The organism is Pedobacter sp. UYP1 (assembly GCF_040547305.1).
Lineage (GTDB): Bacteria > Bacteroidota > Bacteroidia > Sphingobacteriales > Sphingobacteriaceae > Pedobacter.
In genome coordinates this window covers 45,339-72,150 of record NZ_JBEPPL010000019.1, presented here as the reverse complement: position 1 = coordinate 72,150, position 26,812 = coordinate 45,339, and the positions used below count along the sequence as shown (strand labels likewise).

The following is a 26,812-nucleotide window of genomic DNA, read 5'->3' as shown; positions in this document are numbered from 1 at the left end:
TTTGAACAATTCGTTTATCTGACAAAGGTGTTATCACCGATAGTGATCATCATACCGATCAGAAAATCTCTTTTTGCGGCAGGTACAACAGCTTGTCTGTTAAGTCCGTTGGCGCTGTATTGATAGCCATAAACCTGGTTGAATCCTGGTACATTATTGATGTTCAGGTACAAGACTGAAAATTGCTTTAAGACGTGTGTTAAGTAACTTACGTTAAGGCTAAGACTATTAAAATTCTGAGTCTTATCGGCCAGGTAAACCGGGCTGTTTGGGTTGACATAGGGCCGGCCTGAAGCGAAGGTATAGGTTCCGCCAAATTGGGTGTTTAAGGATTCAATGAAGTGTTTGTAAACTACAGAAACGGTATGTTTTGCTGCGAACGATGGAGTAGCCATCATTGGAAAATCCCTGAAATCTCTTTTGGTGTCCAGGAAGGAATAGGATAACCAGTAATCTGCATTTTTGATGCTTTTTTTATCTCTCCAGAATAGCTCGAAACCTTTCGCATAACCACTGCCTGAATTGTTCGGATCGCCATTGGTTATCTTAGTCAGCCGGTTATAGTCTTTATAATATCCTTCGATTCTGAAGTTCCGGTCTGGTGTATTGATCTCATATTTAAGAATATAATGATCCGCATGTTCAAAGTCCGTTGGTTTAATAATCAGATATTCGTCTTCTGGGTTTTGGTAAAAGCGTCCGTAAGCAAAGGATAGCTGTGCATGTGTACTCGTTTTGAAACCCAAAGATGATCTTGGAGCCAGGTTATATTTTTTGAGGTAGGAAGAGTATTCACCTCTCAGGCCCAGGCGGACAACAATTTTCTGGGTTAAAAACAGATCTGTTTCTGCAAATCCTGAACTGATCTGATCATTATATGCTCTGGCTAATCCATTTAAACTTTCCAACCTGCCAGTATGGAATGTTTCTGTACCGAATTTAAAATTGGAGAGTTGTCCGAATGATTTAGTTACTGTCGCTTTCCCTTCCAGCAAATGATCGTGACGGCTGTAATCGTTAACAGTCATCAAGCCTGAATCTTTGTCTTTATTATAAGCGATGCCTGTTTCCAGCTTCCAGTTGTTGCCAAAATATTCTTTATAAGTAGAATTGAGATAAATATTAAAATTGTGATTGCTAAAGTAATTTGGTGTTGCTGGTGTATCGATATTGGCGCTGTACAGGGCGAGATTAGTTCTGCTGTAAGAGGCATAGATTTTAAACATACCTGTTGAGGATGTTTTTAGCTTATACTGAAAGTTGCCTCCTAGCTGTTCTGGTGCTTTGACGTAATCATGATGCTGTTTGATGATACTGTAAGCCGGAGATAGGTTATAATAATAACCTCCTACAGTAATTGCGCTATTCTTGAACCTGATGTTTTGATCCACTCCGCCGCCAACTGATAATAAAGAAATACCTGTGGTTGTTTTTTCAGGAAGATCGGTACTTTCTAAAACCAATGCTGAGGATAGCGCCTGGCCATATTGTGCAGAATATCCGCCAGCAGAAAAAGAAGTGCCTTTGAATAAAAATGCAGATAAGCGGCCTCTGGATGCCTGGTCTGGAACGGTTGCGTTGAACGGACTTTTAACCAGCATTCCATCAAAATAAGTCTTGGTTTCTGAGGCTGTGCCACCTCTGACAAATAATCCGCTTTCTGAAAAAGAGGTTTGTGCACCTGGTAAGGTTTGCAGGGCCGCAAATATGTCGGCACGTGAACCGGCTATGGTGGCAATGTCCAGTGAGCTTAATATTGCGCCTTTCTTTCCGTCACCGGCGATGAAAGAACCAGCACTGATACTTACAGTCTGTAATTGATTCATAGCTTCTTTGATGTTCAGGTTAAGAGTTAAGTTTCCCTGGCCAAGATTGAGCTGGATAGAATCTTTTTCAAAGTTTAAAGCTGAATATATTAATGTTGCAGGGCCTGATGTGGTAGTTGTAAAAGCGAATTTTCCTGTACTATCTGTAGAGGCACCGTCATAGCTGTTTTTTAAACTGATATTGGCATTGGCCACGGTTATTCCCCTGGTGGTTTTGAGCACGCCGGATATTTTAGTCTGTGCTTTGGCCAGGGTAAAAGAAAAAACGAAAAGGAGCGATAATTTAAGAGGTTGCATAGCGTTCTGTATTTAATTATAGAACGAATATGGCAGGTAATTGGGCAGCTGCAAGGGCAAAGCCGATGAGTGGTCGTATTGGCAGGATGAGTGGTCGTTTTATAGGAAAAATTATTACATTCCGCCACAATTAAAGACACATAAACACACCAAATGGAATTTACTAAAACCTACACGGTAAAGGATGAACATATAGATGTTCAGGAAATAATGGATGGCTTATATTATCCGTTTTATATGGAGTATTGCCGCCACGGTTATATTAGAGAAGTACTGGGATTCGATTTCGAGGAACAAGCTGGAAAAGGAGTATTCATGGTATTATCTGGTTATAAAATCAGCTTTTTAAGATCGCTTAAAAAGGGTGATAATTTTTCGGTGACTTGTACTTTATATACTGATAAAGCTGGTTTGCCGCGTTTGCACTTTAAACAGGCAATTATGATGAATGGAAAAGTGATGACAAAAGCAACTTTTACAGGAACTTGTATACCAGCATCGGGAGGCAGACCTTATTTGCCAGCATCGATCACTGAAAAAATTGCTGATGCACCAGTATTGGAAGAGGAAGTATAATTACGGCTTTGCTGCATTTGGTTCAGAAGGATAGTATTTCTTTCTGAACCAAAAAGCGAGGTTGACCAGAGCTATTAGTGCTGGCACTTCTACCAGCGGGCCAATGACCCCGGTAAAAGCCTGACCTGAATTAATTCCGAAGACGCCTATGGCAACGGCAATAGCCAGTTCAAAATTATTACCTGTAGCGGTAAAGGCAATTGCTGTGCTTCTTGAATAGTCGGCTCCGAAATATTTACCTGCAAAAAAGCTTAAGGTGAACATGATAGTGAAGTAGATGACCAGTGGTATCGCAATGCGAATTACATCAAATGGGATCTGAACAATCAAACTGCCTTTAAGACTAAACATAATGACGATTGTAAAGAGCAGTGCAATTAGTGTAACGGGCGATATCATCGGGATAAATTTAGTCTGAAACCATTCTTGTCCTTTTAAACGGATCAGGGCATATCTGCTGATTACACCCATGGCAAAGGGAATTCCGAGATAGATTGCGACACTTTTTGAGATTTCGGCAATTGTGATATTAACTTCTAAACCTTTAAGGCCAAAATAGGGAGGGAGTACCGTGATAAATACATAAGCGAAGACGCTGTACAACAAGACCTGGAAAATACTGTTTAGGGCAATCAGGCCTGCTGCATATTCACGGTTTCCATCTGCCAGCTCATTCCAGACCACAACCATGGCGATACACCTGGCCAGACCAATCAGAATTAATCCGATCATATATTCAGGATAATCTCGTAGAAAAGTAATCGCTAAAAAGAACATGAGAAAGGGGCCGATAACCCAGTTCAAAATAAGAGAGATACTTAATACTTTGGTGTCTTTAAATACTTCTCCCATTTTTTCGTATTTCACTTTCGCTAAGGGTGGGTACATCATCAGGATGAGGCCGATAGCTAGCGGAATATTTGTTGTTCCGCTGGAAAACGAATTGATAAAACCAGCGGAAGAGGGTATAAAATAGCCAATTCCAACTCCTGCAGCCATGGCAAGAAAGATCCAGAGGGTTAAATACCGGTCTAAGAAACTTAGTTTCTTCCTGTCATTTGCCGGGGCACAATGGTTCGCACTCATTTCTGTGATTTTTAAGGATTGAGGTTTTCTTTAACAAATGTTGAAGCGTAATCTTTGATGAGGTCGCGGACTCTTCTGAATTCCTGCATAATCTCGTGGTCAGTTCCTTTGGCTTTTGCGGGATCAGGAAAGTTATAATGAAATTTTAATGCCTGAGCGGGGAAGCAGGGGCAGCTTTCTTTTGCGTTATCGCAAACGGTGATTACATAATCAAAATCAATGTGGCTATACTCATCCACATGATTTGAGGTGTGAGCGGATATATCTATTCCAATCTCGCTCATAACCTGAATTGCTTTTGGATTTACACCATGAATTTCAATTCCTGCACTGTAAATTTCGGCCTGATTGCCTGCAAATTGTCTGAGAAAACCTTCTGCTAATTGACTGCGGCAACTATTGCCGGTACACAATACTAATACTTTTTTCATTTGAATATTATTTGTTTTTAGCAGCAGCCTGAGCCTGGTGTGCAGGATTGGCCTGAACCTTCAGGGTTGAAAAGTTGGATTTTGATTTTTTATCCTGGATAGGTGTTGGGTTATTGTCCTTTGTTTCTGTAGTGCAGCATTCTTCTCCGGTATCAGTTGTGCCACAGCTTCCACCTCTTCCAATAGCTTTACACTGGGTGAAATCAGGACTAAGGTTAACAACCAGGTTTTCATCTTCAACAGTTATGCTTCCCGGGTACATTTGCCTGGTGTCAAATGCGGAGTTACCAAATTCTATTTTCACTACGCCCAAAGGGTTCAACGGGAGTGATTTTTCAACCAGGTCTACTATGGATAGTGCTTTGTGTACTTGCATTGCTCTTTCACTATCCTTTAAGGCTGGTTCCCAGAGCTGAACAATAATTTCTGTCCAGGAATTCATAACTCCACCACAGTCTACAGAAACAATAGGAGCCTGCTTGATTTCCGTAATGTGATAAGAAGCATCTACCCATTGGCCGGCTGCATATTGAAACTGCAGGGTCAGATCCGGATGTTGTTGTAACGTTGTTTTAAAGTCACTCCATTTGGTTAATTCTGTTGTATTCATATATTGCAATTTAACGATTGATATAGATAAAAAAAAGGTTAACAGCAGTTCGGTTCGCCTTTGTATGAACCTAGAAAAGCACCTAATTGTAATTCTAATTGTTTCCAAACGGTAGGGTTGATGCAATAGCAGACACTAACACCTTCAATTGTACCCTGGATGATTCCTGCGTTTTTAAGTTCTTTCAAATGTTGAGAAATTGTAGCCTGTGCTAAACCAAGTTCTTCAACCAGGTCACCACAAATACAGGTGTTTGATTTTAAGATTCTTTGCAGAATAGCTATACGAGCCGGATGTGCCATTGCTTTTAACAATTGTGCCAGCTGATTTTGCTCATCTGTAAATATTTCTGTTTTTGTAAGTCCCATATATTATATTGCAATATTACGATGTATTGTGTTAATTTCCAAATAATTTTACGTTTTTAATCAATAATATAAGGATTGCAGGCAGGGGGAAGAGGCAGGTAAGCAAGACAAACAAGTAAACAGGCAGGCAGGTAAACAGGCAAATAGACAAACAGGCAGGCACGAAAGCATGAAGCCTGGCAAAGCAAGGATTTAATAATTCAGGTAATAAGCTGTTTCGCGTTTAATTTCTTTTAAGACAAAACTGCTGCTCAGGGTAGATATGTTTGATAAAGAGGATAGATGCGTCACGACAAAAGTATGGTAGTCATCCACATCATCAACCACAATTTTTAATAGATAATCCTGTCCGCCGGCAATACACAATACTTCCAGTACTTCTTTAAAACAGATCACTGATTCTTCAAAATTCTTCAGCGTTTCTATAGACTGTTCTTTCAGAGTAACTGTACAGAGCACCAGTAAATGTTTACCGAGTCTTTCGCGGTTAACCAATGCCACGTATTTTTCAATATATCCTTCTGTTTTTAATCTTTTGATCCGTTCATGAGTGGGAGAAACACTGAGTCCAATCTGCTGTGCGATGTCTTTAGTGCTTAGTGAGGAGTCTTTTTGAAGGATATTTAATATACGGGTATCCAGCTTATCTAATTTATCAATCATTGCATTTTACTGAAATAGGATTCAGCAAGGTGCAAATATGATATTTTTTACTGTGAAAAGATTCCAGAACAGTATTTTTTATTGAATATCAATTAATCAAAGAAAATAATATGGCAGGTACATAATTTTGAAGAATTAAATACCATACACAGACAACCCCAATGAAAACACAATTGAACACTCAGGATAATGATCGTCTGAGTACTTATATGAAAATGGCAGAGGAACGCTCAAAATATTTTATCGGGTATCCTATTGCGCAAGACTTTGATTATTCGGAGTTATATCCGCTATTGAAACTGCCTTTAAACAATGTAGGTGATCCATGGGTTGAATCTACTTATGATTTGAATTCCCGCTCGCTGGAGCTGGAAGTATTGGAATTTTTTGCTGAACTGTTCAATGCGCCGGCAAAGAACTGGTGGGGTTATGTAACTAACGGTGGATCTGAAGGGAATCTTTATGGTTTATATGTAGCAAGAGAATTGTATCCAAATGGAATTGTGTATTATTCTGAAGCAACTCACTATAGTGTACAGAAGAATATCCAGTTACTCAACCTGCGCAGTATTGTTATCAGAACGCAGGAAAACGGAGAAATGGATTATGAAGATTTGAATGCGATGGTACAAATGCATCGTGACCAGCCCGTAATTATCCTGGCCAATATCGGAACAACAATGATGGAAGCTAAAGATGATTTAAAACAGATTCAGTTAATTTTACGCAAACAGGCGATAAAAAACCATTATATCCATTGTGATGCAGCCCTGGCTGGTACCTATAGTGCACTGTTAGATCTTAAACCGGGATTTGATTTTGCGAACGGAACAGACAGTATGGCGATTAGTGGACATAAGTTTATTGGCTCGCCAATTCCTTGTGGATTGGTCCTGGTTAAAAAGAATTATAAGGATAGAATCGGTAAAGCAATTCCTTATATCGGTACAGTTGATACCACAATTACAGGTAGCCGTAATGGTCACAGCCCTATTTTTATGTGGTATGCGATTAAGAAACTGGGTAAAGAAGGATTAAAGCAGCGCGCATTGGAATGTCTGGAAATTGCGGCTTATACAGTTAAAACTCTGAATGCTATTGGTGTGAAAGCATGGACCAATCCTTCTGCATTGACGGTCGTATTTCCTGCGCCTTCAATCGCATTGAGACAAAAATGGCAGATTGCAACAGAAGACGGTAACAGCCACGTCATTTGTATGCCTGGTGTAAGTAAGGAACAAATTGATCATTTTGTTGCTGATTTAAAAGAAGACCTGGTTGCAAATGCTACTGTTATTGGTTAATAATAAGGTGTTTATTGAACATATTCATTAAAAAAACAGTCATTAAAAAGGCAGAACGTTTTATGTTCTGCCTTTTTTGCTACTGAAATGTTACTTTTTTTATAGTATTAGTTAGGCTAACAATGTCCTTCCAGGTTGCTGATTCCCCATTATGATTTGTATTTTTGGGTTTTCCTGTAATCTTGTATAAATTGATAGACACCGCAACTGTAAATAGAAAAAGATTTGTAACCTGGTTTTTAATAACTCTGTGTTCCGGGTTTATATTTTTATCCTTCATTGTCGCCTTTTTTCCGCCCTCGGTCCTCGATTTAAAAGTTTCTGCACTCATACAATCAACGCAGAATCCTGAGTTGGACAGGATAATGGAATTTATTAGTTGGTTTGGCGCTTTTCCTGTTCCGATGTTTATGGGATTTGTAGTGGCCATCATCTTTTATGTCTTTAAATTTCGTACAGAAGCACTTTTTGTTATCCTCACTTTTGTTTCCGGGCTAATTAGTACAGTTATCAAAATACTGGTGAACAGGCCAAGACCTACTGTAAACCTGGTCAGAATCGTAGAAATAGCTAAACAGCAAAGCTTTCCAAGTGGACACACCCTATTCTACACCATATTTTTTGGTTTTCTGCTGTTCTTAATGTGGAATCTTAAGCAGATTAACCTGGTTTTAAGGATAGTGGTAGCTTTGCTGTCTGCAGTATTGATCATCACGATACCTTTTTCACGTATATATCTGGGTGCTCACTGGGCTACAGATGTATTGGGTGGATTTATGCTCGGTCTGATCTGTTTATACTTTATCGTAATTCTTTACCTGAAAAAAGCACAGTAATTATATACTCTTTTCTAAGATTAACAGGTGTTTGCAACGAATTCCATTTTCAATAATCGGATGAGGATAATGATCGATAAAGAAGTTGTGGTTCATACCAACGAGTTCAAATCCTCCTTTTTGATATAAAGCCAACTGACCAATACTTGAATTCCCTGTTGCGATCCTCAATGTTTTAAATCCCTTGGCTACAGAAGCAGTGGCAGCTTTTTCCAGTAAGCGTTTACCAAGACCAATACCCTGATACTGAGTTTTAACAGCAATATTCTTAATTTCAATAGTGCTTTTATTCAAAGGTAACAGTACAAAAGCACCGACGATCTTTGTCCGGTATAGAGCAACAAAAATCTGGTTATTATGTGTATATGAATTGATAACTTCTATAGACGGGTCTGCAGATAAAAGCAGGTCATAAAGGGTACGGTTGATTTCGTTTTTTTCTGTAAATGCCAATTCCTGGTGGATAGACAGGTGCTCAATTTTTTCATTCACCAGCCGCAATCTTTCTTCAATTGTAATATCACTTTCGAGCTTGAGCGTTGGCGTCTGTAATTTATTGAGCCACTGCGTATGCAGTTCAAAACTTCTGCTGGGAAAGCCTGGCTGATCATAACCTGATGCCCATTTAATAAATTCAGTATACTTTTTTTTATGGTATTCATCTGTGATCAGTAACTCTCCGTAGCGTTCCTCTTCTCTTTTAATTAAGCGTGTTATTCTGACCGCAGGAGGAATCCATAAGAATACAACCAGGTCAAAGTAATTATTGAATTGCGCATTCCAATTTAAGATTGAGCCAGAAACAACAATGTTTTCATATTGCTTAAAATCATTGCTAAATAATTCGTCGCGTTCTTTCGGCTCGCGTTTTAGTTCAAAAGGTATTTCGCTTTTGAGCCAGTAATAGTCATCAGTATCCAGGTGACTAAAACCCCGCTCAATAGAGAGCCTTTGGGCTAAAGTGGTTGTACCAGAGCCTGATGCTCCAAAAATCATGATTTTCATCGAGTAGTTAGTTATAGTAGATTAAACGAAAATATGAAAAGAATCGTTTATTTTTATCATTTACTAATTATTTTAGTAAAATAGAATCGCTATTATTTACTGGTAACATCGGATGATCTTATTTGGGAAGTATCTGAATAGTTAATCCTTGTGGTAAAACAAAAGCCTGAATTTCCAGATTTTAAATTGTTTTGAATTCTATAATTCCTGGCGAAACTTTTAATGTAAGAATAAGATATATAGGTTTAATATATTTACTGTTTTTAGAATTGACTTATTTAAGGGATAATTATGCTGACTGATGCCCTTTTTCAAGCCTTATTCAATGGCTCTGTACAGGATTTAGTATCAGCATAGCTGGGAAAGACAAGAAGTGGCTTTTGGAAGGTATTACAGCGCTGATGGCAACGCCATGAGGTTTGAAGGACTTGGCCTTGGTCTTTTTATATCTTCCGAAATTCTCAGAAGAAATAAGGGGGATTTCTGGATCGAAAGCGAGCTTGGTGCTGGCTCTGCTTTCTTTTTTAGGTTACCAATTAATTGAGCTGACTTTATGGATTTGGTATAGGAAATTCTTTATAAGATAAGCCGCCAACTATCCCTAACCCGTTTTGTATATTGCTGTGGATAATTACTTTTTCTGCAAAAAGGCTATTGTTGCTATCCTCTGCTTTAGCTACACTTTTTAAATATTTATAACTGGTTTCAGTAAGCAGGGTAACCTCTATATACCTATGCTTTGATGCTGGTTTATCATCGGTACTGAAAGCATAAAAGATAGTTTCTCCGGCTGGTTGAGCTTTTTCTACAAACCACTCTTTTTTGCTGGAGTTTCCATTTCCGAAAATATCAGGAGTATTTACCGGACGGATATAAAATGGCGTCTTTTTGATCGTTTTACCGGAGTTATTTTCTTCATATAAGATTCTGAAGCGGTAGTATTGCTTTTCTTTGCTGGTATTCTTCAACAAAAAATTGAACTTTAGTTTATACTGATCGATGTTTGATTCGATAACGGCCTGATTGTTGATTTCTATGGTGCTGATATCCGGAATAATATCGCTGCCTTCTATCGGGCTAAAACCTGGTGCAGCAGCCGTAACTCTATATTTTTTATCTTTAAGTACTCCAATAGTGCTTAAATAATATTTTGTACCATCTATGGTCCGAGGCTTCAAAGACTCTTTAAAAACATCATTTTCATATAATTTGGTTTCTGCATTTTCAGGATCTTTAAAAGACTGTCCTTCTGCTAACCGGCCAGATAAGGTAAAACGTGCTTTTAAAGGGGCATTTTCATTCATCAGTACATTCAGTACGGGGCGGTCTGCATCCTGAGGTAAACCGGTCAATAATCTTTTCTCACAAGAAGTCAATGATAAAATAGCGAATATGAGTAAGAAAGGTTTTTTCATTTGTATTTTAAATTCACAGCTAAGACGCATCTGTTTAAACATACCCCTATAGCCTGGAAAATATTGTTGCAAAACACTGTAGCATTCTATAGTTATCATACGTTTTACTTCTTGATAACTATTTTTTACTATTAATCTTATTCGACTATAAAATGAGGATATGTTTTCACTTACTTAAATTTATGCTCCTGTGTTGCAGGGGTAAACTCAGATCATAACAGCGCTGGTTTGCTGATTTCTTTTAAGCTCACTTCTCAACTAATTGCAATATTTATGAAAAGCAGTTCATTTATCTTGTGGTTTTTTAAGTATTTAAAATTAAAATAGTATTTTGAGCAAAAAACGAAATTGATGAAGAAATATATTGGAATAGCAGTTTTGTCAACTTTGATGGCTTGTACCGGTGCTGTTAAAAATGAAACTGCTGTAACAGACAGCACAGCTACTGCTGATCAGGCGGCAGAGGTGAATGATGTTAAGCTGGCCGATCCTAAATCGGAAAGTATATATAAAGGTTACATTAGCCTTAAAAATTCGCTGGTTGCCAGCAATGCCGCAGCTGCTCACCAGACCGCACTGGACCTGGCTGCTTCACTTAAAGCTTTTGAAGGTTGCGAAAATACAGCCCTGATTGCAGAGAAAATTGCAGGCACTGAGGATATTAAGGTCCAGCGTAAAGAATTCACTGCGTTGAGTTCTGATGTAATCGCACTTTTTAAACATGCTGATGTTAAACAAGGATCTATTTATGTACAACATTGCCCAATGGCCAATAATGGCGATGGGGGAGATTGGTTGTCTTCAGAAAAAAAGATCAGCAATCCATATTATGGAAAAGAAATGTTGACTTGCGGCGCAGTGCTTGAAGTGATTAAAGCAAAGAAATAAGCTCAATTCTTACTTAATGATGACCCGCGGTTAACAATTATTTAACAGCTTTGTTATCATTGTATGTAGGCTATTTCATTAGAATAGTTAAATTTGTTATTTATAAATTAGAAGATATATGTCAGATATTGCAGAAATTAAGATCGATGGTAAAGTATATGAATTTCCCATTGTAACTGGTACCGAGGGTGAAAAGTCAATTGATATTTCAAAATTAAGGGATTTAACAGGGCACATTACCCTGGACTTAGGCTACAAAAACACAGGATCTACAAAAAGTGCAATTACCTTTTTAGATGGTGAAAAGGGAGTCTTGAAATACAGAGGTTATTCGATTGAGGAACTGGCAGAGAAATCTACTTTCCTGGAAGTTGCTTTTCTACTGATCTACGGAGATCTGCCAACAGCAAAAGCGCTTGAAGATTTTCAGTCTCAGATCACCAAGCATACGCTGATCCATGAGGATATGAAAAAATTCCTGGATGGCTATCCTTCAAAATCTCATCCAATGGCTCAGCTGGCTTCATTGGTATGTTCTTTGTCTACATTCTATCCGGAATCGTTGAACGCGAACTCTTCACCTGAAACAATGAACCTTACGATGATCAAATTGCTGGCAAAGTTCCCAACAATTGTATCATTTATCTATAAAAAATCTTTAGGTCATCCACTGATCTATCCTAAAAATAAATATGATTATGTAAGTAACTATCTGAACATGACTTTCGGTCAGCGTACAGAAGAGGTTGAAATTGACCCGGTAGTAGTGAAAGCAATGAACACTTTATTGATTTTACATGCGGATCATGAGCAAAACTGCTCTGCATCTACTGTAAGAATGGTAGGTTCTTCAGATTGTAATTTATATGCTTCAGTTTCTGCTGGTATTGATGCTTTATGGGGCCCGCTTCATGGTGGTGCTAACCAGGCTGTAATTGAAATGCTTGAATTAATCAAAGAAGATGGTGGAGACACTGAGAAATGGATTAATAAAGCAAAAGATAAAAATGATCCATTCCGTATGATGGGATTTGGTCACAGGGTCTATAAAAACTTTGATCCGCGTGCTAAAATTATCAAAAAAGCATGTGATGATATCCTGGAGAAATTAGGTATCAATGATCCTGTTCTTGAAATCGCTAAAAAACTGGAAGAAGCAGCTTTAAGCGATCCTTATTTTGTGGAACGTAAATTATATCCTAATGTTGATTTTTACTCAGGTATTATTTACAGAGCTTTAGGTTTCCCTACAGATATGTTTACTGTATTATTTGCGCTTGGCCGTTTACCAGGATGGATTGCACAGTGGAAAGAAATGCACGAAAATAAAGAGCCTATCGGCCGTCCGCGTCAGATTTATGTTGGGCACACGAACAGAGCTTTTGTTGAAATAGAAAAACGATAGTACTGATATCCTGGTCTGAAAAATACCTTAAGTTTCAGAAAAGGATAGAATTAAATAAAAAACCGCGTCATAATTCATTTATGACGCGGTTTTTTTATTGAGGTGGGAAACAGTAAAGTCCTTTTTAACGGTAATTGACCGGAATTTAATAATGCACTTTACTGATCTGTATTTTCTGTAAGTCTCCATGCTCGTCTTTTACAGTGATCGTGGCGGTTTCTTTGCCGGCTAATATATGCGGACGGTTCAACATGTCACATAGCGTTACTTTAGAATAATCAATTTCATCAATAGCCAGAATCTGCTGTCCGGGTTTGACTTCATTTTTATATTTGTCCCAGACTACACCGATAGCAAGCCGGTCATTAATTACCGTGGGTACAAATGGCCATTGTTTCTCTCTCACTTCATTGTCTTTTTTTATACTGTTGAAGTAGAATTTGCTGTGAATAAAATCAAGGGTGATGATTCCATACTTCAGGATTTTTGAGCCTATAGCTGAAGTACCACTTTTGTTAGTTTCTACAATAGTATTGTTAAACAGTCCATTGCCTATTTTTATTTGGGGAAACCTCAATAAATATTTTTCAGCACTTTGTTGTAATCCCAACCCGCCTATAGTATTGGCTCCGTACCCTTTGGCCAGGATTTCATAAGCACCAGAATCGGGGAGCTGACTCACCAGGTCTTCAGAGATCCGGAGAAATTCATTGTCACCGGTATCGAACCCCAGGTCGATTGTAATGTTATCTTTCAATACGATTTTAATCACCGGATTACTTTGATAACTTGTATTGGTAATCATGGGGGAACTATATTGCTCATTCAGTTTTAACTTTTCCAGCTGATCGGTCAGGATGATCACCTGTTTTGTTCCGTTGATACTGACAATAGAATTGCGAAGAATATTGCTTCCTATTACTCCGTCTATACCCCAGCACCTGTAAAAATCAGGGAATAGCGTAATGGCTGGAATATGATTGAAGAGCACTTTACCTATTTTGATCTCAGGAATCTGTACAACACCCATGGTATCGGTCACGCCGTTGACATCCGAAAGCGTGTCTTCATCAAGGAACTTAGCCTTCAGCTGCTTAACCAGCTCCGGACTAATGGCAACCGGTGCACCAGTATCAAATAAGAATTTATGCTTTTTGCCACGCAGTTCTACCTGAATGAACATCTTGCCATTTATCGTTTGATAAGGAATTTCTTCATAATAGTTTCTGGATGTAGTTCCTCCCTGATTGTAGGTAAATTCTTGTGCATTGACCTGCAGACAAACGGCCAGTAGTAAACAGAGGTTGAAAATGAGTTTCATTGCGTCGTATTAACGCAGCAATTTAAACGTTTTTAATTAATTTTCAACCAGCCGGTTATACTTAATCTCGGTTTATGCGTCATTAAAACTTCGTGTACAAGTTCACTGCTTTTAAAGAAAACACTTTTACCATTATCGGGCGATATTTTTTGCAAACTATCCGGATGATGAATACAAAGTTCTCCGCCATCATTTTCCTGCCAGTCTGCATTTAAATAAATGATCATTGAATATTGTCTGCTATCATTGTTCTTGAACTGATCGAGATGTTTTTTATAAAAACTTCCCTCTTCGTATAACGTATAATGGAATTCATAACCAGTAATCCCGGTATAACAAGTACTGTTCAGATAACTGACAAAGCTATCCATCAGATCGAAAAAGCTATTTTCGTGAATATTATCATGTTTTCTGTCTAACCAGTAGATCTTGTCACTTCTTACCAGCTGATCATGCGAAACAATAGTTTCGTTTCCTGTCCCTGCGGATAGTAGCAATTTATCCTGATAAAGGCCATACAGATTTTCTTTGAGTTGTGCGGCTAAAACCACGCTTAAGAAATTTTCTGTAATGCCTACCTTATTGTCTATAAAACTATCGATTAGCGTGTTGAAGGTGTTTTGCAAGGAGCGGGGTGGGAAAATATATGGCAAATCGCCAGCATGTTGGTGAAGGTAGGTTTAATTAATCAATAAAATGCTAATTTTGCAACCCTAACGAGCATCTCAATTTTAACCAATGAATTTATTAGACGCAAGAGTACTATGGAGTTATGATTATGAACTGGAATCAAAAACAGGAATTAATAATATTGCTGCCCAGTTTACAGGTGTTCCTCCGGTACATGATCACACCGGGGTTTTAGTTTTAACCGAACAAGGATTATTGGTTCAGGGTGATGATCAGGATATAGATTTGAAGATCTCACTGGGAGATATAGCAGAAGTTTATGTAGGTTTTGATGAAAGTTATCAGCGTAATTTTGTGAAAAACCTGGGTTTGTTATGCCAGCCACTTAGAATTGTAACCAATGATGGAATTTCGAAAAAGACGATTTACCTGATTTTGGATCATAATTATTTTGGTTGTGCCAAAAATCTGACGCTATTTGATATGCTGCAGGAAATGCTGGCCTAAAAAGAAGAGATTCCAACAGGAAATCTCTTCTTTTTTGAATTTCACTATCTTCCTTTTGAATTTCACCACCAGGCTGGTGAAAAAAATATTAAACTTATACTTTTTTAAAAATAACTATGGCAGATTTCTTTAAAAAGAATGGAATTAAAATCGTCTCAATTTTACTACTTATTCTTATCCTTGGTGATGCCTGGCTTTTATTAACCAAAGGCTTTTCATCTACCGTACTTTCTGGTTTAATAGGTTGCTCACTAACCTTATTTGGCCTGAATTATTTCAAAAATAAAAGCTAAACCAGCATTCCGTTTTTGATTTCATTATAAATGTCAGTAGTTTCCGGAACAGGGATGCCCAGCTCTTTTCCATAGGCTATAATTGCGCCGGCAAATAGTTCAAGTTCCGTATTTTCTTTTCCTGATTGTACATCCAGCTGTAAAGAAGTCGGTGTTTGGAAAGGGAAAGTGGCTGCTTTCTGAAAAGTCTGTTCAATAATGTTTTCAGGAAGAGCTATCTTTTTTCTGACTGCGATTGCCTGTATTTCCTGCATTACTGCTAAAGCTCTCTGGTGTAATTCTTCCTCCTCGTTAACTTGTCCAATTGATTTGTTATATCTGGCAGAAACCAGTCCAAAACTTGCAATGAAGAAGTATTTGGACCAGATAGCCGGAAATGAATCTTCTTTGTAATCGATATCGATTGAAGCATTCATAAACAGGTCAACAATACCCTGAGGATCGAATTCCTGATGCTCAGGATCTTTGCCTGCAATGATTTTACCAGGATTTCCTTTGTGCTCAACAATCCCTTTTTCTTTGATATGTGAGGCTACATAAACGCAGGAAGGCAGTACAATTCCATTGGTGATTATTTTCCGTATTCTTTCATAAATATCAACTCCATTCATTAATGGAAGAATGACAGTATCACTTTTGATTTTATCTTTTAATTGATTACAGATGTTTTCCAGATCGTACTCTTTTACACAGATTACGAATACATCGGTATGACCTAGTTCAGCTAATGCTTTTAAAATTTGATGGGGTCTGGCAATTGGATTTTCGTTTTCGGCAGAAAGCAGCGTAAGGCCTTTTTCTTTGACAATTTCGTAAGTTTTTTCACGGGCAATAAAAGTAATATTGGCTGCGCTGTCTGTCGCGTATTTCTGAGCTAGTTTAAACCCAAAATAACCACCAACACCACCTAATCCGATTATAGCAAATTCTGTTGTTTTCATTTTCTGTTAAAATTTTAACTGATATATTAATAATTCACAAGACAGGCAAATTACAGGTTAACAGCTATAAATCCTAATAAAGAAATGGAAAGATGACGGGATGATGAACAGGTGACCGGGGAGGTCACGGTTGTTATAGGAATATTATATCCTGCTCAAAAAAGCAGGATATAATATCAATAAGATTACATTAATACACCTGCAATAGAAGCAGAAAGATAAGAAGCTAATGTTCCGCACATTAACGCTTTCAAGCCTAGTTTAGCCAGGTCTGCACGGCGTTCTGGTGCCAACTCTCCAATTCCACCAATCTGCATACCAACGCTGCTGAAGTTAGCAAAACCGCAAATCGCAATACTGATAATCAATACGCCTTTTTCAGTCACAATCGGAACAGCTTTAGTCGTCAGGTTTTTGAAGGCAAGAAACTCATTTACAGTTAATTTCTGACCAAGTAAAGTAGCTGCATTACTCACATCCACATCAGGAATACCCATTGACCAGGCAAATGGATAGAATAGTCTGCCAAAAATCCAGTCCAGGGATAAATTAAAGTTTGGATTGAAAAGGTGTCCGATGTTAACTAAAGTATAATCTACTAAAGCGATTAAGGCAATAAAGCCGATTAACATTGCAATTACGTTCATGGCTATTTTAAAACCTTCTCCTGCACCATGAGAAATCGCATCGATCAGGTTTGTATATTCACTTTTAACTTCAAGCTTTACTTTACCCATAGTTTGTGAAACTTCTGTTTCAGGGAAAACTATCTTAGAAATTATCAGTGCTCCCGGAGCTGCCATTAAACTGGCCATAATTAGTTTCGGGGCAAGATTCATTCCGGCCTGAGCACCCATGTTTGCATAAACAATCAGGATACCGCCAGCAATACAAGCTAAACTACCGCTCATAGAAGCCAGCAGTTCACTTTTTGTCATTCCCTTAAGATAAGGTTTGATCATCACCTGAGCTTCAACCTGGCCAACAAAAGCACTGGCTACGTTACTCAGGGCTTCAGCACCACTCACACGCATAATAAAGTTCATTCCTTTAGCAATGACAGATACAATACGCTGCATAATACCAAAATGGTAAAATATAGCAACCAGCACACAAACCAGGATGATTGTGGCCGTTACATTAAAGGCAAAAATGAAACTTTCAGGGGCGGCATAAGCATGTGTTTTACCATCGAAACCAATAACAGCAACACCACCATAAACGAAATCAACACCTACTTTAGCAAATTGCTCGATTTTCTGCATTCCTTTACCAAGGAATTCAAAGAAGTGTTGAACGGGGGCAACTCTTAACACAAGAATTGCAATGACTATCTGGAGCGTAAGCCCACTTGCTACAAGTCTAAAATTAATCTTCTTCTTGTTGTTAGAACAAAGATAAGCTAGGCCCAGTATAAAAATGACGCCAATTACTCCGTGAAAACGCTCCATAAAAAATATTCAAATAAAAAAATTTGGGTAGAAAAAATAAAGATGTGTATAAACTTGCAAATAATAACTATTGGGATGAATTTCTTTTGTTGAGTTCATCTCTGATACGGGCCGCTTTTTCATAGGCCTCCTCAGCAATAGCTTCCTGAAGTTTTTGATTAAGCTCCTCAACACTAAGGCTTCCAAAGCCAGTTCCGGGAATTGAAGTATCAATATCGTCCTGTCCTTGTTCCTTGTTCAGGTTGTCCATGTTTTCGAGAAAAACAAAGTCGTTACCTTCGATAACGATACCTGCAGAGGATAAAATAAATTCGTAGGTGTAAATTGATGAGTTGAAACGAACAGCCAGTGCAATTGCATCTGATGTCCTGGCATCGATTTCTTCTGTTCTTTCACCGTCTGTACAGATCAGCTTAGCGAAGAAGACACCATCTACAAGATTGTAGATTAAAATTTCTTTGATCTCAATTTTATAAGTCTGCGCAAATGTTTTGAATAGATCATGTGTCAACGGCCTGCTTGGGGTCATTTTTTCAATCTCAATTGCAATAGCCTGAGCTTCGAATGCACCTATGATGATAGGCAAACGTCTTCTGCCGTTTACTTCTCCAAGTACCAGTGCGTAGGCTCCGGATTGGGTTTGGCTATAGGATAAGCCAACAATATCTAGTTTTACTTTTTTCATATTTATGAATATCCGGCGGAAACTTTCATCTCCGCCTGATATTAATATTAAGCTTGATGTGCTTTTAGAGCCTCAATTAATTTAGGAACAACCTCAAAGGCATCTCCAACGATTCCATAATCAGCAACTTTAAAGAAAGGAGCTTCCGGATCTTTATTGATGACTACAATTACTTTAGATGAACTTACTCCGGCTAAATGCTGGATAGCTCCTGATATACCTATAGCAATATACAAATTTGGACTGATCGCAATACCTGTCTGACCAACGTGTTCTGAGTGTGGTCTCCAGTCTGCATCCGAAACTGGTTTAGAGCAAGCTGTAGCTGCACCTAATAATCCAGCTAATTCTTCGATCATACCCCAGTTTTCAGGTCCTTTAAGACCTCTTCCTGCAGAAACAACCAATTCAGCATCTGGTAAAGAAACTTTATCAGTAGCTCTCACGATTTCTTTAACTATTGCAGTAAGGTCAGCAGGTTGAACAGCAGGAGAGAAGGCCTCGATTGTTGCCGTAACTGCTGATTCTTTCACGCCAAAAGCGTTCGGGTTCAATGCGATTACTTTATTTGCTGAAATCAGCTCAGTAACAGCAAATGCTTTTCCGGAGAAAGCACCCTTTTTTACCAAAAATTTACCGCCATCTAATTGTGGAAGCTCAATAGCACCATCAACTAGACCTGCTTTTAATTTAACCGCTACACGCGGAGCAAGGCCTTTTCCTGAAAAGGAGTTAGAAAGCACAACAATTTCAGCACCTTCTTTCTGAGCAGCTTCTGCGATTACTGCAGCATATGCCTGGTTTACGAAATTCTTTAATTCTGCGCTGGCTACATTTAATACTTTAGCAGCACCATATTTACCTAATTCTTGTAATTCGTTATCTGCAACGTTACCGATAGATACAGCGGTAAGGCTAGTCCCTGTTTTATCTGCGATGGCTTTTGCATAAGAAACCGCTTCAAATACGGATTTCTTAAACTTACCTTCGACTTGTTCTACATATACTAAAACTGACATATTTTTTCGCTTAGATTTTTATAATTAATTTTTTAAAACAGACCTTAGATTACTTTAGCTTCGGTATGCAGCAGGCTGATCAGGTTAGCCGCTTCTTCTGCAGGAATCAATTTAACGGTTCCGCGTGCAGGAGGAGTTTCAAACTGTACTACTTTAATTACTTCTTCGATTGGCTGTGCAGCAACCACAACTAATGGTTTTGACCTTGCTGACATAATACCTCTCATGGTTGGGATAGTTGGAACCGCAACGCCTTCTGCACAGCTGGCTACAAATTTACCCGTTACCGTTACTACTTCTTTACCACCTTCAATTTCTCTTTCAAGAGTTGCAGTAGTTCCGTCGTAGTCTAATTTTTTAATAATAGAAATGGATGGAATATCTAAAAACCCACCAACCATTGCAGCTACCTGCGCGCCGTTATAATCAATTGATTCACGACCGGTAAGGATTATATCAAAATCACCTTCTTTAGCGTATTCAGCGATTTGAAAAGCTGTGAAATAAGCATCACGCGGAGCTGCATCAATTCTGACAGCATCATCAGCACCAATGGCCAATGCTTTTCTGATAGTTGGTTCAGTAGCACTTTCGCCAACATTAATTACTGTTACTGTTCCTTTTCCGCCAGCACAAAGTTCAATCGCTCTTGACAATGCAATTTCATCATACGGATTCACGATAAACGTAACTCCCGCAGTATTGAATTGGGTATTATCATTAGTAAAAGTTATTTTTGTCGTTGTGTCGGGCACGTTACTGATACAAACTAATATTTTCATATGAATAAGTTGTTTTTTAAATTGATGAAGCCATTATCTAACTGTTATTGGTTTTTATCAGTGTCTAAATATAACGATTTCAAAAAAATGTCTTTTTGCAAATCTAATTAAAAAAGCAGGGATTTAAAATGCAAAGTACCCGATTAAACAAGTTATTATCTTTTTTGGCAACAGAACCGAATGATCCATTTATCCTATATGCACTGGCAACAGAGTATAACTCCTTAAATGATACTGAACAAGCCTTTCATTATTATCATAAATTAGTAGAAGACCACCCGTCTTATGTTGGAACTTATTATCATTTAGGTAAATTATATCAAAAACAAGAGCAGACCGATAAGGCCGTTGAGATTTATCAGCTTGGCATGAAAAGGGCCAGAGAAAAAGGCGATGGACATGCTTTTTCAGAATTACAAGGTGCTTATAATATGGCAGCAGGTCTGGATTATGAAGACGATTAATGAAAGGGATGGAAAAACGACAACTCCTGTTTGTTAAAGATGTCTTTCTTTTTACTTTTACAGCATTCGGTGGTGCTCAGGCACATATCTCACTGCTGTTAAAGTATTTTGTTAAGCAAACTCATTATATCTCAGAAGAAGATTTACTGGAATTGAATGCGCTGGCCCAGATATTACCAGGGCCGGCTTCTACACAAACGCTGGTTGGAATAGGGCATAAGGTGGGCGGATTAAAACTAGCCCTCATTACTTTCCTGATCTGGATTATTCCATCGGCAGCGATTATGACTTTTGCAGCGATTAGTTTCGCGCAACTTGACCATAAAGTGCAGTTTGTATTGATCTTAAAGTATATTCAGCCTATTGCCCTTGGCATTGTGGCCTTTGGTGCTTACACGCTTTCCAGGAAAGTTTTGATCACACAGACGGCTGTTTTTTTAGCTATTTCTGCTGTTATTGTGACATTGGTATTAAGAAACGCCTACGTTTTTCCACTCGCTATCCTGGTTGGAGGAATGATTTCTTCTGCTTTGGAAACTCCAAAAGAAGAAAGTGAGATCAGAGTAAAGCTATTTGCAAACATTAACCCGAAAAAGTTGGCCTATTTTTTCGGCGTATTGCTTTTCCTTGCTGCTTTGGGTGCAATTATTAACCGTACCTCTCCCTTTAGTTTGCCGATCAGGTTATTTGAAAACTTTTACCGTAACGGGATCTTTATTTTTGGTGGCGGACAAGTATTAGTCCCGCTCATGTTCACGGAATTTGTACAAATGAAGCATTATCTGGGATCTTCAGAATTCTTGTCAGGTTTTGCCTTACAACAAGCACTACCTGGGCCGACCTTCTCTTTTACGAGCTACCTGGGGTCTATGAGTATGAAGAATTTTGGTTATGGTACTTATGGACAAGTAATGGGCGGAATAGTTGGTGTTCTGGGCATTAACCTTCCTGGATTGATCCTGGTGCTGTTTATTGTTCCGTTTTGGGAAGATCTGAAAAAAATAACCAGGATCAAACATTCTTTGTCTGGAATCAATGCAGTAAGTGTAGGCTTTATTATCGCAGCATTTGTCTTACTGGTGAAGCCAGTTGGCTTTGATGTGCTATCGATTGTAATCATCGCGGTTACTTTCCTGATCCTTAATTTTACCAGGATCAGTCCTCCGCTGATTGTATTGGCAGGAATATTACTGGGCTACTTTATGTAGCCCGGTAATCAATTATATTTTAGAAAGGTGCGTCGTCGTCATTGAAATCGTCCATGCGGGATGGTTTGATGATCACATTACCCGCCGGACGGTCAAAATCAGCCGAAGGCAGCATACCTGCAGCCGGACTATCCATAGAGAATGAGTTAGGTGGCATAAAGTCTTCTTCAAGATCAGTGAACTTCACATACTTACCGATAAATCTTAGTGGTACAATACCAGTTTCACCATTCCTGTGTTTCGCGATAATAACTTCACCAACGCCAGCCTGAGATCTTCCGCTCTCATCTTCAGTGATTCCGTAATACTCCGGACGATAAAGGAAAAGTACCATATCCGCATCCTGCTCAATAGAGCCAGATTCCCTCAAATCGGATAAGAGTGGACGTTTACCATTTACTCCCGGTCTGGTCTCTACCGCACGACTTAACTGTGAAAGTGCAAGAACCGGAACGTTTAATTCTTTAGCAACCGATTTCAGGGCTCTGGATATACTACCAATTTCCTGCTCACGGTTACCTCCACCACTTTGTCCTTCTCCTTTACCATGCATCAACTGTAAATAATCGATGATGATCATCTGGATATCGTATTGTGATTTTAATCTTCTGCATTTTGCTCTGAATTCAAAAATATTCAGGGCAGGGGTATCATCAATCAAAAGAGGAGCTTCTGTCAGCGTACCAATTTTACTGTGGAGCTGTTGCCATTCCCATTCTGCTAAATTTCCTTTACGAATTTTTTCCTGTTCAATTTCTGTTTCTCCGGATATTAAACGATTCACTAACTGTACAGACGACATCTCCAGGGAAAATACCACTACAGGACGTTTAAATTCAACAGCTGCATTTCTCGCACAAGTTAGTACGAAAGCGGTTTTACCCATCGCCGGACGTGCTGCAATAATCACTAAATCTGAAGGCTGCCACCCGCCGGTAATTCTGTCCAATGCGGTAAAGCCAGATGGAACACCAGTTAAACCGTCAGATTTCGTCCTTAATTCTTCCAGTGTAGCCAGAGATTGTTTAATAATCTCGTCCATTTTCTGGGTATCCCTGCGCAGGTTGTTCTGAGCGATATCAAACAGACCTTTCTCTGCATTATCCAGCAGGTCAAATATATCAGTGGTATCTTCGTAAGCGTTTTGGATAATCTCTGACGAAATCCTGATCAGTTCACGCTGAATGTATTTTTGTGAAATAATACGGGCGTGATACTCAATGTTTGCTGCTGAGGCAACACGGTTAGTCAGATTGGTAATATAATAAGCACCACCAACCATTTCCAGCGTACCCAATGTTCTGAGTTCGGAGGTCACGGTTAAAATATCTACTGGTTTAGATTTCTGAAATAAAATAGCGATAGCTTCAAATATCTTTTTGTGCGCTTCTGCATAAAAAACATCAGGCTTCAGGATATCGATAACGGTAGAAAGGGCATCTTTTTCAAGCATGAGTGCACCAAGCACTGCTTCTTCTAAATCTATAGCTTGCGGGGGTATTTTACCCATATTACTCATTGGGGTACCGACTCTGTTTTTTCTGGAAGAGGTAAAGTTCTGTCTGTCCTGACCTTGTGTTCCGTTATCCGTATTCATAGCCCAAAAATAGCGAAAAATTTACTCCTGTAAAGATTTCTTTATGAACATTCTAACACCTGAATATCATAGTTTTTTGCGCAACGAATAAAAATTATGCTATTTACTAACAGAATATTGTTGATAAGGGACTGTGTATCAGGCGAAAAAACCTGTATAATTTTTCGTGCAGGCTTCATGACCGCTGAAAGCAATAAGTAACCGATGAAATCGATTCCTCAATTCTCATTATTTCAGCTATTTTTGCAGGTAAAATATAATCAATGGAAAACTTTAGAAGGTCACCCAGGCCTAAAGAAAACAACGAGTTTGTTTTCGGTATACGTGCTGTTATTGAAGCAATTAAAGCTGGTAAAGATATAGAAAGCATTTACATGCAACGTGGTCTTACAGGAGAAATCATTCCTGAGCTTAAAGGCTTACTGAGAGACACTGATATTCCTGTACACAATGTTCCTGTAGAAAAGTTAAACAGAATGACACAAAAGAACCACCAGGGAGTGGTTGCTGTAATTTCTGCCATTACTTTTCAAAAAATAGAAGATATCATTCCTTTGATCTATGAAAAAGGAGAAGTTCCTTTAATTCTGATTCTGGATGGGATTACTGATGTAAGAAATATGGGGGCTATTGCGAGAACAGCAGCTTGTACAGGCGTACATGCCATTGTTGTTCCAGCAAAAAACTCTGCACAAATTAATGCAGATGCGATTAAAACTTCTGCTGGCGCATTGTTTACGATCCCGGTATGCCGTCAGCAAAATTTACATAAAACTGCCTTATTTCTGCAAGAATGTGGTTTGCAGATTGTGGCCTGTACTGAAAAAACAAATGATTTGATTTATGCACCGGATTATACTGCTCCAACAGCAATTGTAATGGGAGCGGAGGACGAAGGAATATCAAATGATATTATGCGTATGGCCAACCATTTAGCGAAGATCCCTATGTTTGGAGAGATCGGTTCACTAAATGTTTCGGTTTCTACCGGCGTTATCCTGTACGAAGCGATCAGACAGCGCGGTACTAATTAAGAACCTGTAAATAACAGGTTCTAGATAAATTTCTGTCCAAAATTAGACTTTACATCTGCTACGATTTGTTTCACGCTCTGTTCTTCAGATCTGGGACAAATCAACAGTGTATTGTTGGATTCCACTACAATATAGTCATGTAAGCCCTGCAGGATAACCAGTTTGTCCTCAGGTACATTGACCATACAGTTTGACGAGTTAAACATCATCACCTGCTCAGAAGGGATCACTGCGTTGCCTACATAATCTTTCTCTGCCATATCATAAATAGACGCCCATGTTCCAAGGTCTGACCATCCGAAATCGGTAGGCAGCACATAAACATTATCCGCTTTTTCCATAATGGCGAAGTCAATCGAAATATTGGTGCATTGCAAATACGCGTTGCCAATAAATGCTTTTTCTTCTGGTGTATTGTATAAAGAGGCGCCCAGGTGGAAAATGTCGTACATATCCGGCAGATGTTTACTGAAAGCATCATTGATTGCTTTGGCAGACCAGATAAAAATACCTGCATTCCATAAGAAATCACCGCTTTGTAAAAATGACTTTGCCAGTTCCAGGTTAGGCTTCTCCGTGAAAATCTTCACTTTGTTGATTTGCGGATCTGTAGGTAAAGTGGTTTCTACATATTGTATGTAGCCATATCCTGTGTCAGGACGGCTCGGCTTGATCCCTAAAGTGATCAGGCAGTTGTTTTCTTTGGCAGCCTTTAAAGATTGCTCTATAGCGGCTATAAACGCGTCCAGATTGGATATGGTGTGGTCTGACGGAGCAACAACAATAGTTGCATTGGGATTAATCTCAGCAATCTTCATAGAGCCATAAGCAATACAAGGTGCTGTATTTCTCATAACAGGTTCTGCAAGGATCTGATTATCCGGAAGGTCCGGAAGCTGTGATTTTACCTTATCTATATAAATTTCATTGGTCACAATGAAAATGTTTTCGGGCGGACATATCTTTAAAAAACGATCATATGTACTTTGAATAAGCGTTTTCCCTATACCAAAAAAATCAATAAACTGTTTCGGATGCTCGATTCTGCTTACAGGCCAAAAACGGCTGCCAACGCCACCGGCCATAATTAGGGCGTAATTATCTTTGTTCATATTAGGATTAAACTATAATAAACCTTCATGAAGAAGGTCGTGCAAATGTACAATACCAAAGTAACCATTGGCATCAGTAATTAATAATTGTGTAATATTAGATTCTCTGATCAATTCGAACGCGGTTACTGCTAAAGTGTCTTTATCTATCATTTTAGGTTTGCTATTCATAATGTCTTTTGCTGTCAGACCGGTAAGGTCTGAATATTTTTCCAGCATTCTTCTGATATCACCGTCTGTAATGATACCAATTATTTGGCTACCATCAACAACAACAACAGCACCTAAACGGTTTTTACTAATTGTAATTATGACATCTTTTACAGTAGCATCACCCAGAATACTTGGTTTAGCATTGCGTTCTGCCAGATCAGAAACTTTAAGGTACAATTTTTTTCCTAAAGACCCTCCCGGATGGAAACGGGCAAAATCCTGTGCACTGAATTCTCTGGCTAAAAGCAGGCTTACTGCGAGTGCATCTCCCATAGCCAGCTGTGCAGTTGTACTTGTAGTAGGCGCCAGATTATTAGGGCAAGCTTCTTTTTCTACGGTGGTATTGAGAATCAGATCTGCTTGTCTGGCAAGCTCAGATCCGAGTTGACCGACCATCCCGATCAGTAACGCTCCGCACTGTTTTAACAAGGGAGCAAGAACCTTGATTTCGGGGGTATTTCCGCTCTTGGAAATGCAGATTACAATGTCTGTTTTCTGTATCATTCCGAGGTCTCCATGCACTGCATCTGAGGCATGCATATAACTCGATGGCGTGCCGGTAGAATTCAAAGTAGCGACAATTTTCTGCGCAATAATGGCGCTTTTACCGATTCCAGTAACAATTACACGACCGTTTCCGGCTATAATTCGCTCCACAATCTCTGCAAAATCGTCATTTATATGTTTTACGAGCCCAAGTATAGCCTGCGCTTCCGCTTGTAAAGTGTTGATCCCCGCTGTGATAATAGATTTTTTACTTTTCAAAGAGAAATATTTAGTATATTGATGCTTTAATTGGTGCAAAATTATGTTATTTTGAATCAAAAATAGCACTGAATATTTTA

The 26,812-nt window shown here is 38.8% G+C and carries 28 protein-coding genes; 10 read left to right on the top strand and 18 right to left on the bottom strand.

Annotated features, from left to right (window positions below; all coding sequences use genetic code 11):
* Positions 1–14: 14 nt before the first annotated feature.
* Entirely contained in the window at positions 15–2,123 is a 2,109-nt protein-coding gene (locus ABIB30_RS25000; RefSeq protein ID WP_354305743.1) for a TonB-dependent receptor, read from the bottom strand.
* A gap of 153 nt (positions 2,124–2,276) precedes the next feature.
* Between ABIB30_RS25000 and ABIB30_RS24995 the strand changes: the two genes are divergently transcribed.
* Positions 2,277–2,699 carry an acyl-CoA thioesterase gene (locus ABIB30_RS24995; protein ID WP_354305742.1) on the top strand — a complete coding sequence of 141 codons (423 nt, stop codon included), beginning with the start codon at positions 2,277–2,279 and terminating at the stop codon, positions 2,697–2,699.
* On the opposite strand, the gene arsB is transcribed toward ABIB30_RS24995, so the two are convergent.
* From arsB to ABIB30_RS24970, 5 genes are all read right to left on the bottom strand, one after another.
* Positions 2,700–3,785 (bottom strand): ACR3 family arsenite efflux transporter, encoded by a 1,086-nt coding sequence (gene arsB, locus ABIB30_RS24990; RefSeq protein WP_354305741.1) that lies wholly within the window; start codon positions 3,783–3,785, stop codon positions 2,700–2,702. It abuts the gene before it with no gap.
* 11 nt (positions 3,786–3,796) lie between these two features.
* Positions 3,797–4,216 (bottom strand): arsenate reductase ArsC, encoded by a 420-nt coding sequence (locus tag ABIB30_RS24985; RefSeq protein ID WP_354305740.1) that lies wholly within the window; start codon positions 4,214–4,216, stop codon positions 3,797–3,799.
* Between the two features lie 7 nt (positions 4,217–4,223).
* On the bottom strand, positions 4,224–4,826 hold the full coding sequence (locus ABIB30_RS24980; protein ID WP_354305739.1) for a DUF6428 family protein: 603 nt from the start codon (positions 4,824–4,826) through the stop codon (positions 4,224–4,226).
* 38 nt (positions 4,827–4,864) lie between these two features.
* Complete coding sequence (locus tag ABIB30_RS24975) at positions 4,865–5,194, bottom strand: ArsR/SmtB family transcription factor (RefSeq protein WP_354305738.1); 330 nt, start codon at positions 5,192–5,194, stop codon at positions 4,865–4,867.
* Between the two features lie 192 nt (positions 5,195–5,386).
* Positions 5,387–5,857 carry an Lrp/AsnC family transcriptional regulator gene (locus ABIB30_RS24970; protein ID WP_111635635.1) on the bottom strand — a complete coding sequence of 157 codons (471 nt, stop codon included), beginning with the start codon at positions 5,855–5,857 and terminating at the stop codon, positions 5,387–5,389.
* Positions 5,858–6,018: 161 nt separating this feature from the next.
* On the opposite strand from ABIB30_RS24970, the gene ABIB30_RS24965 reads away from it, so the two are divergent.
* Together ABIB30_RS24965 and ABIB30_RS24960 are read left to right on the top strand one after the other, a co-directional pair.
* Positions 6,019–7,161 (top strand): histidine decarboxylase, encoded by a 1,143-nt coding sequence (locus ABIB30_RS24965; RefSeq protein ID WP_354305737.1) that lies wholly within the window; start codon positions 6,019–6,021, stop codon positions 7,159–7,161.
* A 365-nt stretch (positions 7,162–7,526) separates the two neighbouring features.
* The gene (locus tag ABIB30_RS24960) at positions 7,527–7,997 is read left to right on the top strand and encodes a phosphatase PAP2 family protein (RefSeq protein ID WP_354305736.1); all 471 of its coding nucleotides are present in this window, start codon (positions 7,527–7,529) and stop codon (positions 7,995–7,997) included.
* Here the strand turns inward: ABIB30_RS24960 and ABIB30_RS24955 are convergent, their stop codons facing one another.
* Complete coding sequence (locus ABIB30_RS24955) at positions 7,998–9,002, bottom strand: GNAT family N-acetyltransferase (protein WP_354305735.1); 1,005 nt, start codon at positions 9,000–9,002, stop codon at positions 7,998–8,000.
* Between the two features lie 373 nt (positions 9,003–9,375).
* Here ABIB30_RS24955 and ABIB30_RS24950 point away from each other — a divergent pair, with 373 nt between their 5' ends.
* Positions 9,376–9,546 (top strand): ATP-binding protein, encoded by a 171-nt coding sequence (locus ABIB30_RS24950; RefSeq protein ID WP_354305734.1) that lies wholly within the window; start codon positions 9,376–9,378, stop codon positions 9,544–9,546.
* Between the two features lie 7 nt (positions 9,547–9,553).
* On the opposite strand, the gene ABIB30_RS24945 is transcribed toward ABIB30_RS24950, so the two are convergent.
* Positions 9,554–10,417, bottom strand: coding sequence for a DUF4249 domain-containing protein (locus ABIB30_RS24945; RefSeq protein ID WP_354305733.1), 864 nt, complete (start codon positions 10,415–10,417; stop codon positions 9,554–9,556).
* 351 nt (positions 10,418–10,768) lie between these two features.
* Here ABIB30_RS24945 and ABIB30_RS24940 point away from each other — a divergent pair, with 351 nt between their 5' ends.
* Both ABIB30_RS24940 and ABIB30_RS24935 read left to right on the top strand, forming a co-directional pair.
* Entirely contained in the window at positions 10,769–11,305 is a 537-nt protein-coding gene (locus ABIB30_RS24940; protein ID WP_354305732.1) for a DUF3347 domain-containing protein, read from the top strand.
* Between the two features lie 118 nt (positions 11,306–11,423).
* A complete protein-coding gene (locus ABIB30_RS24935) occupies positions 11,424–12,710 on the top strand; it encodes a citrate synthase (RefSeq protein WP_111635642.1) in 1,287 nt (428 codons plus the stop codon).
* Between the two features lie 145 nt (positions 12,711–12,855).
* Here the strand turns inward: ABIB30_RS24935 and ABIB30_RS24930 are convergent, their stop codons facing one another.
* Both ABIB30_RS24930 and ABIB30_RS24925 read right to left on the bottom strand, forming a co-directional pair.
* Positions 12,856–14,031, bottom strand: coding sequence for a retropepsin-like aspartic protease (locus ABIB30_RS24930; RefSeq protein WP_354305731.1), 1,176 nt, complete (start codon positions 14,029–14,031; stop codon positions 12,856–12,858).
* Positions 14,032–14,063: 32 nt separating this feature from the next.
* The gene (locus ABIB30_RS24925; protein ID WP_354305730.1) at positions 14,064–14,657 is read right to left on the bottom strand and encodes a 2OG-Fe(II) oxygenase; all 594 of its coding nucleotides are present in this window, start codon (positions 14,655–14,657) and stop codon (positions 14,064–14,066) included.
* A gap of 112 nt (positions 14,658–14,769) precedes the next feature.
* On the opposite strand from ABIB30_RS24925, the gene ABIB30_RS24920 reads away from it, so the two are divergent.
* Complete coding sequence (locus tag ABIB30_RS24920) at positions 14,770–15,168, top strand: hypothetical protein (protein WP_354305728.1); 399 nt, start codon at positions 14,770–14,772, stop codon at positions 15,166–15,168.
* 289 nt (positions 15,169–15,457) lie between these two features.
* On the opposite strand, the gene ABIB30_RS24915 is transcribed toward ABIB30_RS24920, so the two are convergent.
* From ABIB30_RS24915 to ABIB30_RS24895, 5 genes are all read right to left on the bottom strand, one after another.
* Entirely contained in the window at positions 15,458–16,402 is a 945-nt protein-coding gene (locus ABIB30_RS24915) for a ketopantoate reductase family protein (RefSeq protein WP_354305727.1), read from the bottom strand.
* 185 nt (positions 16,403–16,587) lie between these two features.
* Positions 16,588–17,853: a NupC/NupG family nucleoside CNT transporter gene (locus ABIB30_RS24910; RefSeq protein ID WP_354305726.1), complete on the bottom strand. Its 1,266-nt coding sequence runs from the start codon at positions 17,851–17,853 to the stop codon at positions 16,588–16,590.
* Positions 17,854–17,920: 67 nt separating this feature from the next.
* On the bottom strand, positions 17,921–18,538 hold the full coding sequence (locus ABIB30_RS24905) for a bifunctional nuclease family protein (protein ID WP_068398106.1): 618 nt from the start codon (positions 18,536–18,538) through the stop codon (positions 17,921–17,923).
* Positions 18,539–18,585: 47 nt separating this feature from the next.
* Positions 18,586–19,557: an electron transfer flavoprotein subunit alpha/FixB family protein gene (locus tag ABIB30_RS24900; RefSeq protein ID WP_354305725.1), complete on the bottom strand. Its 972-nt coding sequence runs from the start codon at positions 19,555–19,557 to the stop codon at positions 18,586–18,588.
* Positions 19,558–19,601: 44 nt separating this feature from the next.
* Positions 19,602–20,339: an electron transfer flavoprotein subunit beta/FixA family protein gene (locus tag ABIB30_RS24895; protein ID WP_354305724.1), complete on the bottom strand. Its 738-nt coding sequence runs from the start codon at positions 20,337–20,339 to the stop codon at positions 19,602–19,604.
* A gap of 128 nt (positions 20,340–20,467) precedes the next feature.
* Between ABIB30_RS24895 and ABIB30_RS24890 the strand changes: the two genes are divergently transcribed.
* Together ABIB30_RS24890 and chrA are read left to right on the top strand one after the other, a co-directional pair.
* The gene (locus ABIB30_RS24890) at positions 20,468–20,803 is read left to right on the top strand and encodes a tetratricopeptide repeat protein (RefSeq protein ID WP_183867015.1); all 336 of its coding nucleotides are present in this window, start codon (positions 20,468–20,470) and stop codon (positions 20,801–20,803) included.
* Positions 20,804–20,811: 8 nt separating this feature from the next.
* Entirely contained in the window at positions 20,812–22,011 is a 1,200-nt protein-coding gene (gene chrA, locus ABIB30_RS24885) for a chromate efflux transporter (RefSeq protein WP_354305723.1), read from the top strand.
* A 19-nt stretch (positions 22,012–22,030) separates the two neighbouring features.
* Here the strand turns inward: chrA and dnaB are convergent, their stop codons facing one another.
* The gene (dnaB, locus tag ABIB30_RS24880; protein WP_354305722.1) at positions 22,031–23,608 is read right to left on the bottom strand and encodes a replicative DNA helicase; all 1,578 of its coding nucleotides are present in this window, start codon (positions 23,606–23,608) and stop codon (positions 22,031–22,033) included.
* A 263-nt stretch (positions 23,609–23,871) separates the two neighbouring features.
* Here dnaB and rlmB point away from each other — a divergent pair, with 263 nt between their 5' ends.
* Positions 23,872–24,642, top strand: coding sequence for a 23S rRNA (guanosine(2251)-2'-O)-methyltransferase RlmB (gene rlmB / locus ABIB30_RS24875; protein WP_068398125.1), 771 nt, complete (start codon positions 23,872–23,874; stop codon positions 24,640–24,642).
* Between the two features lie 20 nt (positions 24,643–24,662).
* Here rlmB and ABIB30_RS24870 read toward each other — a convergent pair whose 3' ends face one another.
* Both ABIB30_RS24870 and ABIB30_RS24865 read right to left on the bottom strand, forming a co-directional pair.
* Positions 24,663–25,754: a mannose-1-phosphate guanylyltransferase gene (locus ABIB30_RS24870; protein ID WP_354305721.1), complete on the bottom strand. Its 1,092-nt coding sequence runs from the start codon at positions 25,752–25,754 to the stop codon at positions 24,663–24,665.
* Between the two features lie 12 nt (positions 25,755–25,766).
* Positions 25,767–26,732, bottom strand: a complete 966-nt coding sequence (locus tag ABIB30_RS24865) for a KpsF/GutQ family sugar-phosphate isomerase (protein WP_354305720.1) — start codon at positions 26,730–26,732, stop codon at positions 25,767–25,769.
* Positions 26,733–26,812 lie beyond the last annotated feature (80 nt).

Excerpts from the sequence above, each read along its gene's own strand:
- ABIB30_RS25000 (WP_354305743.1), bottom strand. The coding sequence starts at position 2,123 with ATGCAACCTCTTAAATTATCGCTCCTTTTCGTTTTTTCTTTTACCCTG.
- ABIB30_RS24995 (WP_354305742.1), top strand. The coding sequence starts at position 2,277 with ATGGAATTTACTAAAACCTACACGGTAAAGGATGAACATATAGATGTT.
- arsB (WP_354305741.1), bottom strand. The coding sequence starts at position 3,785 with ATGAGTGCGAACCATTGTGCCCCGGCAAATGACAGGAAGAAACTAAGT.
- ABIB30_RS24985 (WP_354305740.1), bottom strand. The coding sequence starts at position 4,216 with ATGAAAAAAGTATTAGTATTGTGTACCGGCAATAGTTGCCGCAGTCAA.
- ABIB30_RS24980 (WP_354305739.1), bottom strand. The coding sequence starts at position 4,826 with ATGAATACAACAGAATTAACCAAATGGAGTGACTTTAAAACAACGTTA.
- ABIB30_RS24975 (WP_354305738.1), bottom strand. The coding sequence starts at position 5,194 with ATGGGACTTACAAAAACAGAAATATTTACAGATGAGCAAAATCAGCTG.
- ABIB30_RS24970 (WP_111635635.1), bottom strand. The coding sequence starts at position 5,857 with ATGATTGATAAATTAGATAAGCTGGATACCCGTATATTAAATATCCTT.
- ABIB30_RS24965 (WP_354305737.1), top strand. The coding sequence starts at position 6,019 with ATGAAAACACAATTGAACACTCAGGATAATGATCGTCTGAGTACTTAT.
- ABIB30_RS24960 (WP_354305736.1), top strand. The coding sequence starts at position 7,527 with ATGGAATTTATTAGTTGGTTTGGCGCTTTTCCTGTTCCGATGTTTATG.
- ABIB30_RS24955 (WP_354305735.1), bottom strand. The coding sequence starts at position 9,002 with ATGAAAATCATGATTTTTGGAGCATCAGGCTCTGGTACAACCACTTTA.
- ABIB30_RS24945 (WP_354305733.1), bottom strand. The coding sequence starts at position 10,417 with ATGAAAAAACCTTTCTTACTCATATTCGCTATTTTATCATTGACTTCT.
- ABIB30_RS24940 (WP_354305732.1), top strand. The coding sequence starts at position 10,769 with ATGAAGAAATATATTGGAATAGCAGTTTTGTCAACTTTGATGGCTTGT.
- ABIB30_RS24935 (WP_111635642.1), top strand. The coding sequence starts at position 11,424 with ATGTCAGATATTGCAGAAATTAAGATCGATGGTAAAGTATATGAATTT.
- ABIB30_RS24930 (WP_354305731.1), bottom strand. The coding sequence starts at position 14,031 with ATGAAACTCATTTTCAACCTCTGTTTACTACTGGCCGTTTGTCTGCAG.
- ABIB30_RS24920 (WP_354305728.1), top strand. The coding sequence starts at position 14,770 with ATGAATTTATTAGACGCAAGAGTACTATGGAGTTATGATTATGAACTG.
- ABIB30_RS24915 (WP_354305727.1), bottom strand. The coding sequence starts at position 16,402 with ATGAAAACAACAGAATTTGCTATAATCGGATTAGGTGGTGTTGGTGGT.
- ABIB30_RS24910 (WP_354305726.1), bottom strand. The coding sequence starts at position 17,853 with ATGGAGCGTTTTCACGGAGTAATTGGCGTCATTTTTATACTGGGCCTA.
- ABIB30_RS24905 (WP_068398106.1), bottom strand. The coding sequence starts at position 18,538 with ATGAAAAAAGTAAAACTAGATATTGTTGGCTTATCCTATAGCCAAACC.
- ABIB30_RS24900 (WP_354305725.1), bottom strand. The coding sequence starts at position 19,557 with ATGTCAGTTTTAGTATATGTAGAACAAGTCGAAGGTAAGTTTAAGAAA.
- ABIB30_RS24895 (WP_354305724.1), bottom strand. The coding sequence starts at position 20,339 with ATGAAAATATTAGTTTGTATCAGTAACGTGCCCGACACAACGACAAAA.
- ABIB30_RS24890 (WP_183867015.1), top strand. The coding sequence starts at position 20,468 with ATGCAAAGTACCCGATTAAACAAGTTATTATCTTTTTTGGCAACAGAA.
- chrA (WP_354305723.1), top strand. The coding sequence starts at position 20,812 with ATGGAAAAACGACAACTCCTGTTTGTTAAAGATGTCTTTCTTTTTACT.
- dnaB (WP_354305722.1), bottom strand. The coding sequence starts at position 23,608 with ATGAATACGGATAACGGAACACAAGGTCAGGACAGACAGAACTTTACC.
- rlmB (WP_068398125.1), top strand. The coding sequence starts at position 23,872 with ATGGAAAACTTTAGAAGGTCACCCAGGCCTAAAGAAAACAACGAGTTT.
- ABIB30_RS24870 (WP_354305721.1), bottom strand. The coding sequence starts at position 25,754 with ATGAACAAAGATAATTACGCCCTAATTATGGCCGGTGGCGTTGGCAGC.